Source organism: Streptomyces thermoviolaceus (genome assembly GCF_045209695.1).
Classification (GTDB): domain Bacteria; phylum Actinomycetota; class Actinomycetes; order Streptomycetales; family Streptomycetaceae; genus Streptomyces; species Streptomyces thermoviolaceus.
In genome coordinates this window covers 3,615,481-3,628,471 of the sequence record NZ_CP109280.1, presented here as the reverse complement: position 1 = coordinate 3,628,471, position 12,991 = coordinate 3,615,481, and the positions used below count along the sequence as shown (strand labels likewise).

General features: G+C 71.7%; 13 protein-coding genes. 9 read left to right on the top strand and 4 right to left on the bottom strand.

Annotated features, from left to right (window positions below; genetic code table 11):
* The first annotated feature begins 6 nt into the window (after nt 1–6).
* The 4 genes from OG899_RS15960 to OG899_RS15945 all read left to right on the top strand — a co-directional run bounded on the left by OG899_RS15960 (nt 7) and on the right by OG899_RS15945 (nt 3,192).
* The gene (locus OG899_RS15960) at nt 7–981 is read left to right on the top strand and encodes a ribose-phosphate diphosphokinase (protein ID WP_125500687.1); all 975 of its coding nucleotides are present in this window, start codon (nt 7–9) and stop codon (nt 979–981) included.
* A 235-nt stretch (nt 982–1,216) separates the two neighbouring features.
* A complete protein-coding gene (locus OG899_RS15955) occupies nt 1,217–1,804 on the top strand; it encodes a 50S ribosomal protein L25/general stress protein Ctc (protein ID WP_125500686.1) in 588 nt (195 codons plus the stop codon).
* Nucleotides 1,805–1,885: 81 nt separating this feature from the next.
* Nucleotides 1,886–2,497, top strand: a complete 612-nt coding sequence (gene pth, locus OG899_RS15950) for an aminoacyl-tRNA hydrolase (protein ID WP_125500685.1) — start codon at nt 1,886–1,888, stop codon at nt 2,495–2,497.
* Nucleotides 2,498–2,748: 251 nt separating this feature from the next.
* The gene (locus OG899_RS15945) at nt 2,749–3,192 is read left to right on the top strand and encodes a hypothetical protein (RefSeq protein ID WP_125500689.1); all 444 of its coding nucleotides are present in this window, start codon (nt 2,749–2,751) and stop codon (nt 3,190–3,192) included.
* 225 nt (nt 3,193–3,417) lie between these two features.
* Here the strand turns inward: OG899_RS15945 and ppc are convergent, their stop codons facing one another.
* Nucleotides 3,418–6,147, bottom strand: a complete 2,730-nt coding sequence (gene ppc, locus OG899_RS15940; protein WP_406311066.1) for a phosphoenolpyruvate carboxylase — start codon at nt 6,145–6,147, stop codon at nt 3,418–3,420.
* Nucleotides 6,148–6,493: 346 nt separating this feature from the next.
* Between ppc and OG899_RS15935 the strand changes: the two genes are divergently transcribed.
* Both OG899_RS15935 and OG899_RS15930 read left to right on the top strand, forming a co-directional pair.
* Nucleotides 6,494–7,501: an acyl-CoA desaturase gene (locus OG899_RS15935; RefSeq protein ID WP_125500520.1), complete on the top strand. Its 1,008-nt coding sequence runs from the start codon at nt 6,494–6,496 to the stop codon at nt 7,499–7,501.
* A gap of 7 nt (nt 7,502–7,508) precedes the next feature.
* Nucleotides 7,509–8,174 (top strand): TetR/AcrR family transcriptional regulator, encoded by a 666-nt coding sequence (locus tag OG899_RS15930; RefSeq protein WP_125500519.1) that lies wholly within the window; start codon nt 7,509–7,511, stop codon nt 8,172–8,174.
* A 56-nt stretch (nt 8,175–8,230) separates the two neighbouring features.
* On the opposite strand, the gene OG899_RS15925 is transcribed toward OG899_RS15930, so the two are convergent.
* The gene (locus tag OG899_RS15925) at nt 8,231–9,064 is read right to left on the bottom strand and encodes a trans-aconitate 2-methyltransferase (RefSeq protein WP_125500518.1); all 834 of its coding nucleotides are present in this window, start codon (nt 9,062–9,064) and stop codon (nt 8,231–8,233) included.
* Between the two features lie 106 nt (nt 9,065–9,170).
* Here OG899_RS15925 and tamR point away from each other — a divergent pair, with 106 nt between their 5' ends.
* Nucleotides 9,171–9,668, top strand: coding sequence for a MarR family transcriptional regulator TamR (gene tamR / locus OG899_RS15920; protein ID WP_125500521.1), 498 nt, complete (start codon nt 9,171–9,173; stop codon nt 9,666–9,668).
* Here the strand turns inward: tamR and OG899_RS15915 are convergent.
* Complete coding sequence (locus tag OG899_RS15915) at nt 9,627–10,418, bottom strand: response regulator transcription factor (RefSeq protein WP_125500517.1); 792 nt, start codon at nt 10,416–10,418, stop codon at nt 9,627–9,629. The genes tamR and OG899_RS15915 overlap by 42 nt on opposite strands.
* A 285-nt stretch (nt 10,419–10,703) precedes the next feature.
* On the opposite strand from OG899_RS15915, the gene OG899_RS15910 reads away from it, so the two are divergent.
* The gene (locus tag OG899_RS15910; protein ID WP_125500516.1) at nt 10,704–11,147 is read left to right on the top strand and encodes an N-acetyltransferase; all 444 of its coding nucleotides are present in this window, start codon (nt 10,704–10,706) and stop codon (nt 11,145–11,147) included.
* Nucleotides 11,148–11,379: 232 nt separating this feature from the next.
* Nucleotides 11,380–12,273: an ALF repeat-containing protein gene (locus OG899_RS15905; protein WP_406311065.1), complete on the top strand. Its 894-nt coding sequence runs from the start codon at nt 11,380–11,382 to the stop codon at nt 12,271–12,273.
* Nucleotides 12,274–12,297: 24 nt separating this feature from the next.
* Here the strand turns inward: OG899_RS15905 and OG899_RS15900 are convergent, their stop codons facing one another.
* Nucleotides 12,298–12,978 carry an adenosylcobinamide amidohydrolase gene (locus OG899_RS15900; protein WP_189427769.1) on the bottom strand — a complete coding sequence of 227 codons (681 nt, stop codon included), beginning with the start codon at nt 12,976–12,978 and terminating at the stop codon, nt 12,298–12,300.
* Nucleotides 12,979–12,991 lie beyond the last annotated feature (13 nt).

The window sequence follows — 12,991 nt, the reverse complement described above, 5'->3', positions numbered from 1 at the left end:
ACTGCTGTGACCGGGATCAAGACGACCGGCGTGAAGAAGATGATGTTCTTCTCCGGCCGCGCCCACCCCGAGCTTGCCGAGGAAATCGCCCACGAGCTGGGTGTCGGGGTCGTCCCGACGAAGGCGTTCGACTTCGCCAACGGCGAGATCTATGTGCGCTACCAGGAGTCGGCCCGTGGCGCGGACTGCTTTCTGATCCAGAGCCACACTGCTCCGATCAACAAATGGATCATGGAGCAGCTGATCATGATCGACGCGCTGAAGCGTGCGTCGGCGCGGTCGATCACCGTGATCGTGCCGTTCTACGGGTACGCGCGGCAGGACAAGAAGCACCGTGGGCGTGAGCCGATCTCGGCGCGTCTGGTGGCGGATCTGATGAAGACGGCCGGTGCGGACCGCATTCTGGCGGTGGATCTGCACACGGACCAGATCCAGGGCTTCTTCGACGGCCCGGTCGATCACCTGTTCGCGCTGCCGCTGCTGGCGGACTATGTGGGCAGCAAGGTGGACCGCTCGAAGCTGACGGTGGTGTCTCCGGACGCCGGCCGGGTGCGGGTGGCGGACCGCTGGTGCGACCGGCTGGGCGCGCCGCTGGCGATCGTGCACAAGCGCCGGGACAAGGATGTGGCGAACCAGGTCACGGTGCACGAGGTCGTCGGTGATGTGAAGGGCCGGATCTGTGTGCTGGTGGACGACATGGTGGACACCGGCGGGACGATCTGTGCGGCGGCGGACGCGCTGTTCGCGCACGGTGCGGAGGACGTCATCGTGACGGCGACGCACGGTGTGCTGTCGGGTCCGGCAGCGGACCGGCTGAAGAATTCGAAGGTGAGCGAGTTCGTGTTCACGAACACGCTGCCGACGCCGAGCGAGCTGCAGCTGGACAAGATCACGGTGCTGTCGATCGCGCCGACGATCGCGAGTGCGGTGCGTGAGGTGTTCGAGGACGGTTCGGTGACGAGCCTGTTCGACGAGCAGTGATCGCCGCGCAGTAACGATCACTCTTCTGGTCTTTGGGGTCTCCCGACGACCGTTTTTGGGTCCGGTCTCCCTTGCTGGGTAAACTGCTGCAGTTGCTCGGCGAGGGAGGCCGTGGCCGTTCAGGCTGGACGGGTGCGGCGGTCCGTTATCGACGCGCTCTTCGTAGCAGGCCGTTCGTTGGCCGGGTGACCCCGACCTTTTGTCCACGTACTTCCTTCTACGAGGAGTGGGAAACATGTCTGAGGTGAAGCTGTCCGCCGAGACCCGTACGGAGTTCGGCAAGGGTGCTGCTCGCCGTATCCGTCGCGCCGACAAGGTTCCGGGTGTGCTGTACGGGCACGGCTCGGAGCCGGTGCACCTGACGTTCCCGGGTCACGACCTGCTGCTGGCGCTGCGTACGCCGAACGTTCTGATCTCCCTGGACATCGACGGCAAGACCAACGAGCTGGCGATCCCGAAGTCCGTGCAGCGTGACCCGATCAAGGGTTTCCTGGAGCACGTGGACCTGCTGCTGGTCAAGCGGGGCGAGAAGGTCACCGTCGAGGTTCCGGTGCACACCGAGGGCGACCTGGCCCCGGGTGGCAACCTGCTGGAGCACGTCCTGGACGGTCTGCCGGTCGAGGCCGAGGCCACGCACATCCCGGAGCACGTGACCGTGTCGATCGAGGGCCTGGACGCCGGTGCCTCGGTTCTGGCCAAGGACATCCCGCTGCCGCAGGGTGTGTCGCTGGCCATCGAGGAGGACGCGGTCGTGCTGCAGGTGCTGCAGGCGGAGGCCGCGCCCGCCGAGGGCGAGGGTGAGGCCGAGGCGACCGAGGCCTGATCCTCTCTTTCGCCGTCGTTCCGCCGGCCGCCGCTCCCGTACATGTGTGCGGGGGTGGCGGCCGGCGCGTATCAAGGAGAGATGCACGTGAGCACTCCGGCGAGTTCCGCGCAGGCGCCGTGGCTGATCGTCGGCCTGGGCAATCCGGGTCCGGAGTACGCCAGGAACCGGCACAACGTGGGGTTCATGGTGGTGGATCTGCTGGCCGAGCGCATGGGGGGCCGGTTCAAGCGGGCGGCGAAGGCGCAGGCCCAGGTGGTGGAGGGGCGGATCGGTCCGCCGGGTCCGGGCAGCCGCCGGGTGGTGCTGGCCAAGCCGATGTCGTACATGAATCTGTCGGGCGGGCCGGTGGGCGCGCTGCGGGACTTCTACAAGGTGCCGCCGGTGAACATCGTGGCGGTGCACGACGAGCTGGACATCGACTACGGCACGCTGCGGCTGAAGCTGGGCGGCGGGGACAACGGGCACAACGGGCTGAAGTCGCTGACGAAGGCGGTGGGCCGGGACTATCACCGGGTGCGGTTCGGGATCGGGCGACCGCCGGGGCGGATGCCGGTGGCGGACTTCGTGCTGAAGGATTTCTCCGCGGCGGAACGCAAGGAGCTGGACTACTTCGTGGACCGGGCGGCGGACGCGGTGGAGTGTCTGCTGACGGAGGGTCTGGAGCGGGCGCAGAGCACGTACAACTCGTGACGTTGCGGGCGGCGGACCGCCCGGGGTGTTGACCGCGCGACGGGGTTTGGCCAATGATCCCGGCCATGTCCGCCGCCCCCGCAGCCGCCCGTCGTTCCGCCCGGTCCGCGCGTGCCGCCCGGTCGTCGCGGTCCGCCGGGTCCTCGCGCCCTGTCCGGTCCTCGCGTCCTGCCCGGCCGTCGCGGTCGTCCCGGTCGTCGCGGTCCGCGCGGCAGAGGCGTTCGGGCGCCCGCCGGGCGTCGTTCGCCGCGCTGCGCATCGGCCGGGTGACGGCCATGGGCACGGTGGCGGTGCTGCTGCTGATCGCCGGGGTGTGGGCGTCGTGGAGCAGTGTGCCGTACGTGATGCTGCCCAAGGGCCGCGAGCAGGGCTCGGTGGAGGTGACGCACTGCGCGGGCGACACGTGCACCGGCCCGTACACCCCCGTCTCGCCCGGGTCCCAGGCACGTGACCGGGTGCAGGTCTCCGCGGTGGCGGTGCGCAAGGGCGAGACGTACAGCGTGGTGGTGAAGCCGGGCACCGACCGGGTGCTGCGATCGGGTCCGGCGGGGATCCTGTACGCGTGGGCTCCGCTGGGCGGTGCGCTGCTGCTGGCCTCGGTGGTGGTCGCGGGCGGGCTGCGGCTGATCCGCACGGCGTGGGTGCTCGCCGGGGCGGGGGTGGCCCTGCTGACGGCGGCGTTCGCCGCGCTGTGAGCGGCGGGGCACCGAGCCCGTACGGCACGAACGCCTACGGCCCGTAGCCGTACGGCACAACCGCCTACGCCCCGTAGCCCGTACGGCACAACCGCCTACGCCCCGTAGCCCGTACGGCACGACCACGTACGACACGCAGCCCGTACGGCGCGCAGCCCTCACGGCATGGACAGGCGCCCCCGGGGCGGGTGGCCCCGGGGGCGCGGGTGTGCAGGGGGGTGGTGGTCAGCCGGTGTTGCGGAGGCCGGCGGCGACGCCGTTGACGGTGAGCAGCAGGGCGCGGGAGAGCAGCGGGTCGGGGTCCTGGCCGGCGGCTGCGGCGTCGCGCTGTCGCTTGAGCAGGGCGACCTGGAGGTAGGAGATCGGGTCCAGGTAGGCGTCGCGGATGGCGAAGGTCTGCTTCAGCACCGGCTGGTGGTCGAGGAGTTCGCGTTCGCCGGTGACCTTGAGCACCTCGGCGACGGTCAGCTCGTGCTCGGCCTGGATGGTGTCGAAGATGTGCTTGAGTTCGTCGGGCACGAGGGTGTCGACGTAGTGCCGGGCGATGCGCAGGTCGGTCTTGGCGAGGGTCATCTCGACGTTGGAGATGAAGTTGCGGAAGAAGTGCCACTCGCGGTGCATCTCCTCCAGCACGGTGTCCAGGCCGGCCTCGCGCAGTGCCTTCAGCCCGGAGCCGACGCCGTACCAGCCGGGGACGATCTGCCTCGACTGGGTCCAGCCGAACACCCACGGGATGGCCCGCAGCCCGTCCAGCCCGGCCCCGGAGTCGGGCCGGCGCGAGGGCCGGGAACCCAGGTGCAGGTCGGCGAGCTGGTCGACGGGGGTGGAGGCGAAGAAGTAGGCCGGCAGGTCCGGGTCCTCCACCAGGCGCCGGTAGGCGGCGTGGGCGGCGTCGGAGACGACGTCCATCGCGGCGTCCCAGCGGGCCAGGGCCTCGGTGGACTGGCGGGGCGCGGTGTGCAGGGCGGAGGCCTGCAAGGTGGCCGCCACGGTCAGTTCCAGGTTCTCCCGGGCCAGGGACGGGATGAGGTACTTGTCGGAGATGACCTCGCCCTGCTCGGTGACCTTGATCTCGCCCTCCAGGGTGCCCCAGGGCTGGGCGAGGATCGCGTCGTGGGTGGGGCCGCCGCCCCGGCCGACGGTGCCGCCCCGGCCGTGGAAGAGGCGCAGGCGCACCCCGTAGCGGTGGGCGACGTCGCGCAGGCGGCGCTGGGCGCGGTGGATCTCCCACTGGGAGGTGGTGATGCCGCCGAACTTCGAGGAGTCCGAGTAGCCGAGCATGACCTCCTGCACATCCCCCCGGAGGGCGACCAGGCGCCGGTAGGAGGGGTCGGAGAGCATGTCCTCGAGGATGGTGTCGGCGGCGCGGAGTTCCTCGGTGGTCTCCAGCAGCGGCACGATCCCGATCTTCGCCCAGCCGGCGTGCAGGTCGATCAGTCCGGCCTCGCGGGCGAGGACCGCGGCCGCGAACACGTCGTCGGCGCCCTGGCACATCGAGATGACGTAGGACTCGACGACCTCGGGCCCGAACACCTCCAGCGCCCGCTTGATCGTCCGGAACACGCCGAGGGTCTTCTGCCCGGCGGCGTCGACGGGTGCGGGGGTGGGGGCGAGGGGGCGGCGGGAGCGGAGTTCCTTGGCGAGCAGCTTGGTGCGGTACTCGCGGGGCATGTCGGCGTAGCGCCAGGATTCCTCGCCGAGCCGGTCGAAGAGCTGGCCGAGGGCGTGGTGGTGGGCGTCGGCGTGTTCGCGGACGTCCATGGTGGCCAGCTGCAGGCCGAAGGCGGCCAGGGTGCGGATGGTGCGGGCCAGCCGGCCGTCGGCGAACAGGCCACCGCGGTGGACGCGCAGCGACTCCTGGATCAGGCGCAGGTCGGCGAGGAGTTCCGCGGTGCCGAGGTAGTCGCGGCCTGCTTCGTGCGGGGTGCCCTTGGCCAGGCGCTGCTTGGTGTTGACGAGCTTCTGGCGGACGCAGGTGACCTTGAGCCGGTAGGGCTCCTCGGCGTTGAGCCGCTTGTAGCGGGGGCTGATCTCGGGGAGGTTGTCCAGGTCGGCCTGGAGGGAGGCTAGGAGTTCCTCGGTGGCGCCGGTGTAGCGGATGGAGTTGGACAGGAATCCGCGCAGCTCGTCGATCATGTCGAGCGCGTCGTTGATGCCGTGTTCGTGCTGGAGGATCAGCACGTCCCAGGTGACCTCGGGGGTCACGTTGGGGTTGCCGTCGCGGTCGCCGCCGATCCAGGTGCCGAAGGTGAGCGGGCGGGTGTCGTCCGGGAGGGTGATGCCGATGCGTTCGAGTTCGGCGGTGAGGTCCTCCAGGACGTCGCCGACCGCCTCGGCGTGGAGTTCGTCCAGGTAGTAGACGGCGTTGCGGGCCTCGTCGGTGGGTTCGGGACGGACCACGCGCAGCTCGTCGGTCTGCCAGACCAGGTCGATGTTCTCCGCCAGGCGACGGTCCAGGCGACGCCGGTCGGAGGCGACGACCGGGGTCTCCAGCAGCGCCGCGATCCGGCGCAGCTTGTTCAGCACCGAGCGGCGGGCGGCCTCGGTGGGGTGGGCGGTGAACACCGGGCGGACGTTCAGGTTCCGCACGGTCTGGCGGAGGTGCTCGGGGTCGGCGTCCTTCAGCCGGTCCACGGTGCGGGCGAGCTGGCCGCCCTCGGCGGCGCGGCGGGCGCGCAGCTCGCGGCCGCGGTGGACCTGTTCGGTGACGTTGGCCAGGTGGAAGTAGGTGGAGAAGGCGCGCACCAGCTTGGCCGCGGTCTCCAGTTCGGTGCCGCGCAGCAGTTCGGCGGCGGCTTCGCCGTCCTCCCGGGTGAGTCGGCGGACCTTCTCCACCAGGTCGAGGAGTTCGGGACCTTCCTGCCGGACCAGGGTCTCCCCGAGGAGGTCCCCCAGTCGGCGGATGTCGGCGCGCAGCTCGCTACTGGCGGTGGTCCGGTCGTCGGCACTGCTCACAGGTGCGGCTCCTTGCAGTCTCAGAAGGTCCGTCGCACCGGCGGCTCCTCGGTGAGGAGGCGGTGAGGGGCGACGGGCGGGGTCGTCTGGGAGGGGGGACCCGGACGGGTGCCGCAAAGCGGCAACCGCATACGGGCCGGGCATCCGGGAACAAATCTTCAGAGCGGACCGCGCTGTCCGACCGACCCCAAGTCTAGGTGTCGGGTGGGACGCGCAGGCCAGGGGCTCTTGCCGGGAGGCGACGCACTGCCATACTTACGATGCCGTAGGTTACGGAACCGTAGGGAGCTGGTGGGTTGCGATCCTCCGGCACCTGTCTCGACCCTCGACTCCCCAGGGGACGCCCATGACCACAAGCTCCTCCGACGTGATCGACCAAGCAGGAGCGGCGGCCGAGCCGCTGCCCTCCGGGACGCTGGGCGGTGAGCAGAAGCGGTCGATCGAGCAGATCACGCTGTTGCTGTTCATCGTCGTGCCGTTCCTGGCCCTGCTGGCGGCGGTGCCGCTGGCCTGGGGCTGGGGGGTGAGCTGGCTGGATCTGGGCCTGCTCGTCTTCTTCTACTTCCTGGGCTGTCACGGCATCACGATCGGCTTCCACCGGCACTTCACGCACGGGTCCTTCAAGGCCCGGCGGCCGCTGAGGATCGCGCTGGCGATCGCGGGGTCGATGGCGGTGGAGGGGCCGCTGGTGCGCTGGGTGGCGGACCACCGCCGGCACCACAAGTTCTCCGACCACGAGGGGGACCCGCACTCGCCGTGGCGGTACGGGGAGACGATCCCGGCGCTGCTGAAGGGCCTGTTCTGGGCGCATGTGGGCTGGATGTTCGACGAGGAGCAGACCCCGCAGGACAAGTACGCGCCCGATCTGCTGAAGGATCCGACGATGCGGCGGATCTCCCGGCAGTTCGTGCTGTGGACGACGGTGTCGCTGCTGACGCCTCCGCTGATCGGCGGACTGGTCACCTGGTCGTGGTGGGGTGCGTTCACCGCGTTCTTCTGGGGGTCGCTCGTCCGGGTGGCGTTGCTGCACCACGTGACGTGGTCGATCAACTCGATCTGCCATGCGGTGGGCAAGCAGCCGTTCAAGTCGCGGGACCGCTCGGGCAACGTGTGGTGGCTGGCGATCCTGTCCTGCGGCGAGTCCTGGCACAACCTGCACCACGCCGACCCGACCTCCGCCCGGCACGGAGTGGAGCGCTGGCAGCTGGACTCCTCGGCGCGGATCATCCGCTGGTTCGAGCAGCTCGGCTGGGCCTATGACGTGCGCTGGCCGTCACGCTCGCGTATCGATGCGCGCCGCAACACCGACGGTGGCGGCTCCCGGCGGCGGAGGACTCCGGCCGAAGCGGCATGATGGAGCCGTGGCGACCGACTCCAGCAGCATTCCCAGCAACGACAAGCCGCGGCGGGTGCGCCGCACCCGGATGACGGGCGCCCAGCGCCGTCAGCAGCTTCTGGAGATCGGGCGCACCCTCTTCGCGGCGAAGGGTTTCGAGGGCACCTCGGTGGAGGAGATCGCGGCGAAGGCCGGGGTGTCCAAGCCGGTGGTGTACGAGCACTTCGGCGGCAAGGAGGGGCTGTACGCGGTCGTGGTGGACCGGGAGATGCGGCGGCTGCTGGACATGGTGACCGGCTCGCTGACCGCCGGCCACCCGCGTGAGCTGTGCGAGCAGGCGGCGTTCGCCCTGCTGGACTACATCGAGGAGTACACGGACGGGTTCCGCATCCTGGTCCGTGACTCCCCCATCCCCCAGTCCACGGGTTCCTTCGCCTCCCTCATCTCGGACATCGCCACCCAGGTGGAGGACATCCTGGGCCGCGAGTTCAAGTCCCGCGGCTTCGACCCCAAGCTGGCCCCGCTGTACGCGCAGGCCCTGGTGGGGATGGTGGCGCTGACCGGGCAGTGGTGGCTGGACGTGCGCCGCCCGAAGAAGGCGGAGGTGGCGGCCCATCTGGTGAACCTGGCCTGGCACGGCCTGGACGGGCTGGAGCCGAAGCCGCGGCTGATAGGGCACCGGAAGAGCTGACGGCCGAGGGGACGCTCGGCCCCGGCATTCCCGGCGCACGTCCCCGCCCCCGGCGCTCACCCGTCCGTGCGGCGGGCCACGGCGAAGATGCGGCGGAAGGGGAACACCGTGCCGTGCGGGCCGGGCGGGTAGGCCGCGCGGAGGGCGTCGGTGTACTCGGCGAGGAACGCCTCCCGCAGCTCCGGCTCGTCGGCCAGCGCGGTCAGCACGGGCCGCAGCCCGGTGCCCTTCACCCAGTCCAGGACCGGGTCCTCGCCGGGCAGCAGATGCAGGTAGGTGGTCTCCCACACGTCCGCGGTGCAGCCCAGCGAGGTCAGGTGCTGCAGATACGTCCCGGGGGTGTGCACGGCGTCGGCGTGGCGCAGCACGCCGGCCAGGCGGTGCCGGTAGCGCGGGGAGTCGGCCAGCTCGCGCATGAGGCTGTGGCTGGGTGCGGTGAAGTTGCCGGGGACCTGGAAGGCGAAGGTGCCGCCGGGCCGCAGGGCCGCCACCCAGTCCGCGAAACGGTCCAGGTGGCCCGGCACCCATTGCAGGGTGGCGTTGCTGACGATCAGGTCGCAGGGTTCGGCCGGGGTCCAGGTGCGGGCGTCGGCGGTGGCGAAGTCGAGGCGTCCGCCGCCCGGGGTGGGGCCGGCGTGTTCCGCTTCCGCCCGGTCGAGCATCTCGCGGGAGGTGTCGTAGCCGGTGATGCGGGCGGTGGGCCAGCGGGCGGCGAGCAGCGCGGTGACGTTGCCGGGGCCGCAGCCGAGGTCGGCGATGCGGGGCGGCCGGCCCTGCCTCTGCGCGGGCAGGTCGGGGATGCGGGCCAGCAGGTCGGTGAAGGGGCGGGCGCGGTGGTCGGCGTGACGCAGGTACTGGGCGGGGTCCCAGGCGGGGCTGTGCTCGGTCATGACGGCTCCTTGCGGTCTGCGGTCCACCCTGCCGCGCAGTTATCTCGACGTCAAGAAGGACGACATCAAGAGACTTCATGTCGACACAACCACTACACTGACCGGCATGGAGGACGAGGTCGATCGGCTGGTCGCAGCGTGGCGCCGGGAGCGCCCGGACCTCGACGTGGAACCGCTCGAGGTGCTCAGCCGGGTCAGCAGACTGGCCCGGCACCTGGACCGTGCACGTCGTCTGGCCTTCTCCGAGCACAGCCTGGAGCCGTGGGAGTTCGACGTGCTGACCGCGCTCCGGCGGGCGGGCGCGCCGTATCAGCTCTCGCCGGGGCAGCTGCTGACCCAGACGCTGGTCACCTCGGGCACGATGACCAACCGTATCGACCGGCTGGCGCAGAAGGGCCTGGTGGAGCGGCTGCCCGACCCCAGTGACCGGCGTGGGGTGCTCGTCCGGCTCACGGACGAGGGCCGCGACCGCGCGGACCGGTCGCTGGCGGGGCTGCTGGCGCAGGAGCGGGCGATCCTGAGCGAGCTGTCCCCCGCCCAGCGCACGGAGCTGGCCGGGCTGCTACGCCGGCTGACCGCCCCGTTCGACAACATCCCCGGCTGATCCGCTGCCGTTCAGGTCGGCCGGGCCCACGCCGGCCCGGCGGGCCAGGGCCACCGCGGCGAGCGTGGAGTGCACCCCGAGCTTGCCCAGCACGTTCTGCATATGGGTGCGGACGGTGTGCGGGGACAGATACAGGCGCTCGGCGACGGCCTTGCGCCCCAGTCCCGCCACCATGCACCGCAGCACCTCCCGCTCGCGCGGGGTCAGCGACTCCACCAGACGCTCGCTCTCGGTGCGGTGCTTGCGGGCGGTGGTCAGTTCGCGCAGCACGCCGGTGAGCAGGGCCGGCGGCAGATGCGTCTCGTCGCGCAGCACCCCGCGGATGACGGTGAGCAGCCGGGACAGCGAGCTGTCCTTGGCCACCCAGCCCGAGGCACCGGCCTGCAGGGCGAGCGCGGCCCGGCGCGGGTCGTCCTTCTCGGCGAGCACCACCGTCCGCACCCCCGGGTGGGTCTCGCGCACCCCGGCGACCAGGGAGATGCCGTCCACCAGCCGTCCGGCGTCGCCGTCCGGCACCGGCTGCACCGGCGCGGTGCCCCGCTGGCCGGTGGCGCTCTGCCCGAGGTCGGCGTCGATGAGCAGCACGTCGAAACGGCGGTTGTCGGCGACCGCCCGCTCCAGGCAGCGCAGCGCCGCCGGTCCCGAACCGGCCGCGGACACGTCGACGTCCGGCTCGGCGGCCAGGGCGGCGGCGAGCGACTCGGCGAAGATGCGGTGGTCGTCCACGACCAGGACTCGGATGCGACGCACTGAACCCCCCTTCCCCGAGCTCCCGGCGGAGCAGGGGACCGCGGCCATCAGGACGGGCGGACGCACGGCCGGCCAGGGCCCGGGTACGGCGTCCGGTGGTCGCCGCGACCGCACGGCCGCCGCCATGCGGAATGGCTACCCCCACTCGAGGCGCCGTACCCGGCTGTCTCGCCCCCTGATCGGTACCGGCCCCCACCGGTACCGCTCTTCAGAGTACGGCCGGGCGCCGGGAGGAAAAGGCAATTCGCCGGAAGTGACCACACGGTGCGGCCTAGGGTGTGCCGCATGTTCCGTATCGAAGCCCAAGTGGACGCCGAGCGCCGCGAACTGCTGCGTTCCCGCCTCCGCGACACGAACACCGCCGCCTCCCCGGTGCTGGCCGCGCTGCGGACGTCCCCCGACGGCCACGAGGAGCCGTTGCACGTGTGGGCGACGGACGACTCCGGCGCCCTGGCCGGCGGCCTGGTGAGCCGCACCTGGGCACGCTGGCTGCACGTGACCTACCTCTGGGTGGACGCCCCGCACCGGGGCGCGGGCCTCGGTTCGCGGCTGCTCCGGCACGCCGAGCGCATCGCCCGCGAGGAGCGCTCGTGCATCGGTGTCCGCCTGGAGACCTGGGACTTCCAGGCCCCTGACTTCTACCGCCGGCACGGCTACACGGTGGCGTGCGCGATCCCCGACTATCCGCCGGGCGTCACCGAGTACACCATGATCAAGTCTTTGGCGTAGGCGGCACGGGACGGCGAACAGGGGGGCTGCTTACCGCCGGTCGGCAACGAACTGCCGGTCATCGCTGCCCGGTTCGGGCAATGAACCGGGCAGGGGCGCGCGGGCACGATGTGATCACCGCGGCAGGACACGCACCACCGGGGCCGTCTGCGGACGTCGTACGGCGTCCGCAGGCGCGACCGCCGGCGGTCCGGCCTGTCCTGTCCCTGCCCGACGAAGGGGGATCCACGACATGAGACCGACCCGCACCGCCCTGGTCCTGGCCGCGAGCGCCCTGGCCCCGGCCCTGCTCATGGCGACTCCGTCCTTCGCCGCCGACACGGCGGCCCCCGCGGTCACCACGGCGACGGCGACCGCTGCTCCGCAGTCCTCGGACGACCAGTCGCCCTACGACCGGATGTCGGAGGAGGAGCTGCGCGCCGAGATCGAGCGCATCCTCGACAGGCCGGAGAGCGGCAAGGCGGTCCACCGCGAGGGCACCAAGGCCCTGGAGGGCACGGCCGACGACATGCGTGCCTTCCTCAAGAACGGGTATCGCGGCGCGCAGTGGGAGGACGACCGCGTCGCCATCGCCACCATCCTCGGCAAGCCCGACAGCGGCGTGGCCGTCCGCGAGGCGGCTGCGAAGGCCCTCGACGGCACGGCCGAGGACGCACGCGCTTTCCTCGAAACCGGCTACCGCAACGCCCAGTGGGAGGACGACCGCGTCGCCATCGCCACCATCCTCGGCAAGCCCGACAGCGGCGTGGCCGTCCGCGAGGCGGCTGCGAAGGCCCTCGACGGCACGGCCGAGGACGCACGCGCTTTCCTCGAAACCGGCTACCGCAACGCCCAGTGGGAGGACGACCGCGTCGCCATCGTCACGATCCTCGGCAAGCCCGACAGCGGCGTGGCCGTCCGCGAGGCGGCTGCGAAGGCCCTCGACGGCACGGCCGAGGACGCACGCGCTTTCCTCGAAACCGGCTACCGCAACGCCCAGTGGGAGGACGACCGCGTCGCCATCGTCACGATCCTCGGCAAGCCCGACACCAGCGACGCCCTGCGCGCTGCCGCGAACCGGGCGCTCGACGACGGCTCCCCCGAGGCGCTGCGGTACTTCCTGGAGGTCGGGCAGTATCAGGTGTAGTCCCGCCTGCCGCCCGTCCGCTGTTCAGCCCTGGGGCAGGGCGGCGTGCACCGCGCGGTGGACGGCGCGGGCGAGGCGGGCGCCCCACTCGGAGCGGGGGCCGGCGAAGGCGTGGGGGGTCGTGCCGGCGGTGGGGGCGGGGGCGGCCACGCACACGGCGTCGGTGGGGGTGCCGGAGCAGTCGAGGCCGGCCTCCACGAGTGCCTGCACCTTGGCTTCGGTGGCGGTGGTGACCGCGTTGACCAGGGCGGCGTCGGTCAGCGGCACGGGGAGGGCCGCGACGATGTTGATGGTGCCGGGCCGGGCGGGCAGGGACGTCCCCTCGGCCGGGGAGGCGGCCCAGCCCCGGACGGAGATGCCCGCGGTGACCACGGCCTCGGTTCCGCCGTCCGTCGCGTGGCCGTAGCCGGAGACGTCGGCCGCGGTCATCAGGCCGACGCCCGGACCGTGCAGGCCGGCTCGGGCGGCCAGCTCGGCGAGGTGGCGGTCGGGGTCGGTGCGCCGGTAGCCGTGGGGCACCTGGGCGTTGAGGACCCAGTGCCGTTCGCCGAGGCCGCCGCCGAGCACGGCGGTGCTGATCATCCGCATGCCCGGGCCCGCCCGCCACAGCAGTGCGTGCAGCTGCTCGCCCTGTTCGACACGGGGCAGCAGCTCGACGTCACCGAGCCCGGTGGGCTTGGTGGAGGCGGGAAGGACGGCGGTCACCGGTGATGGCTCC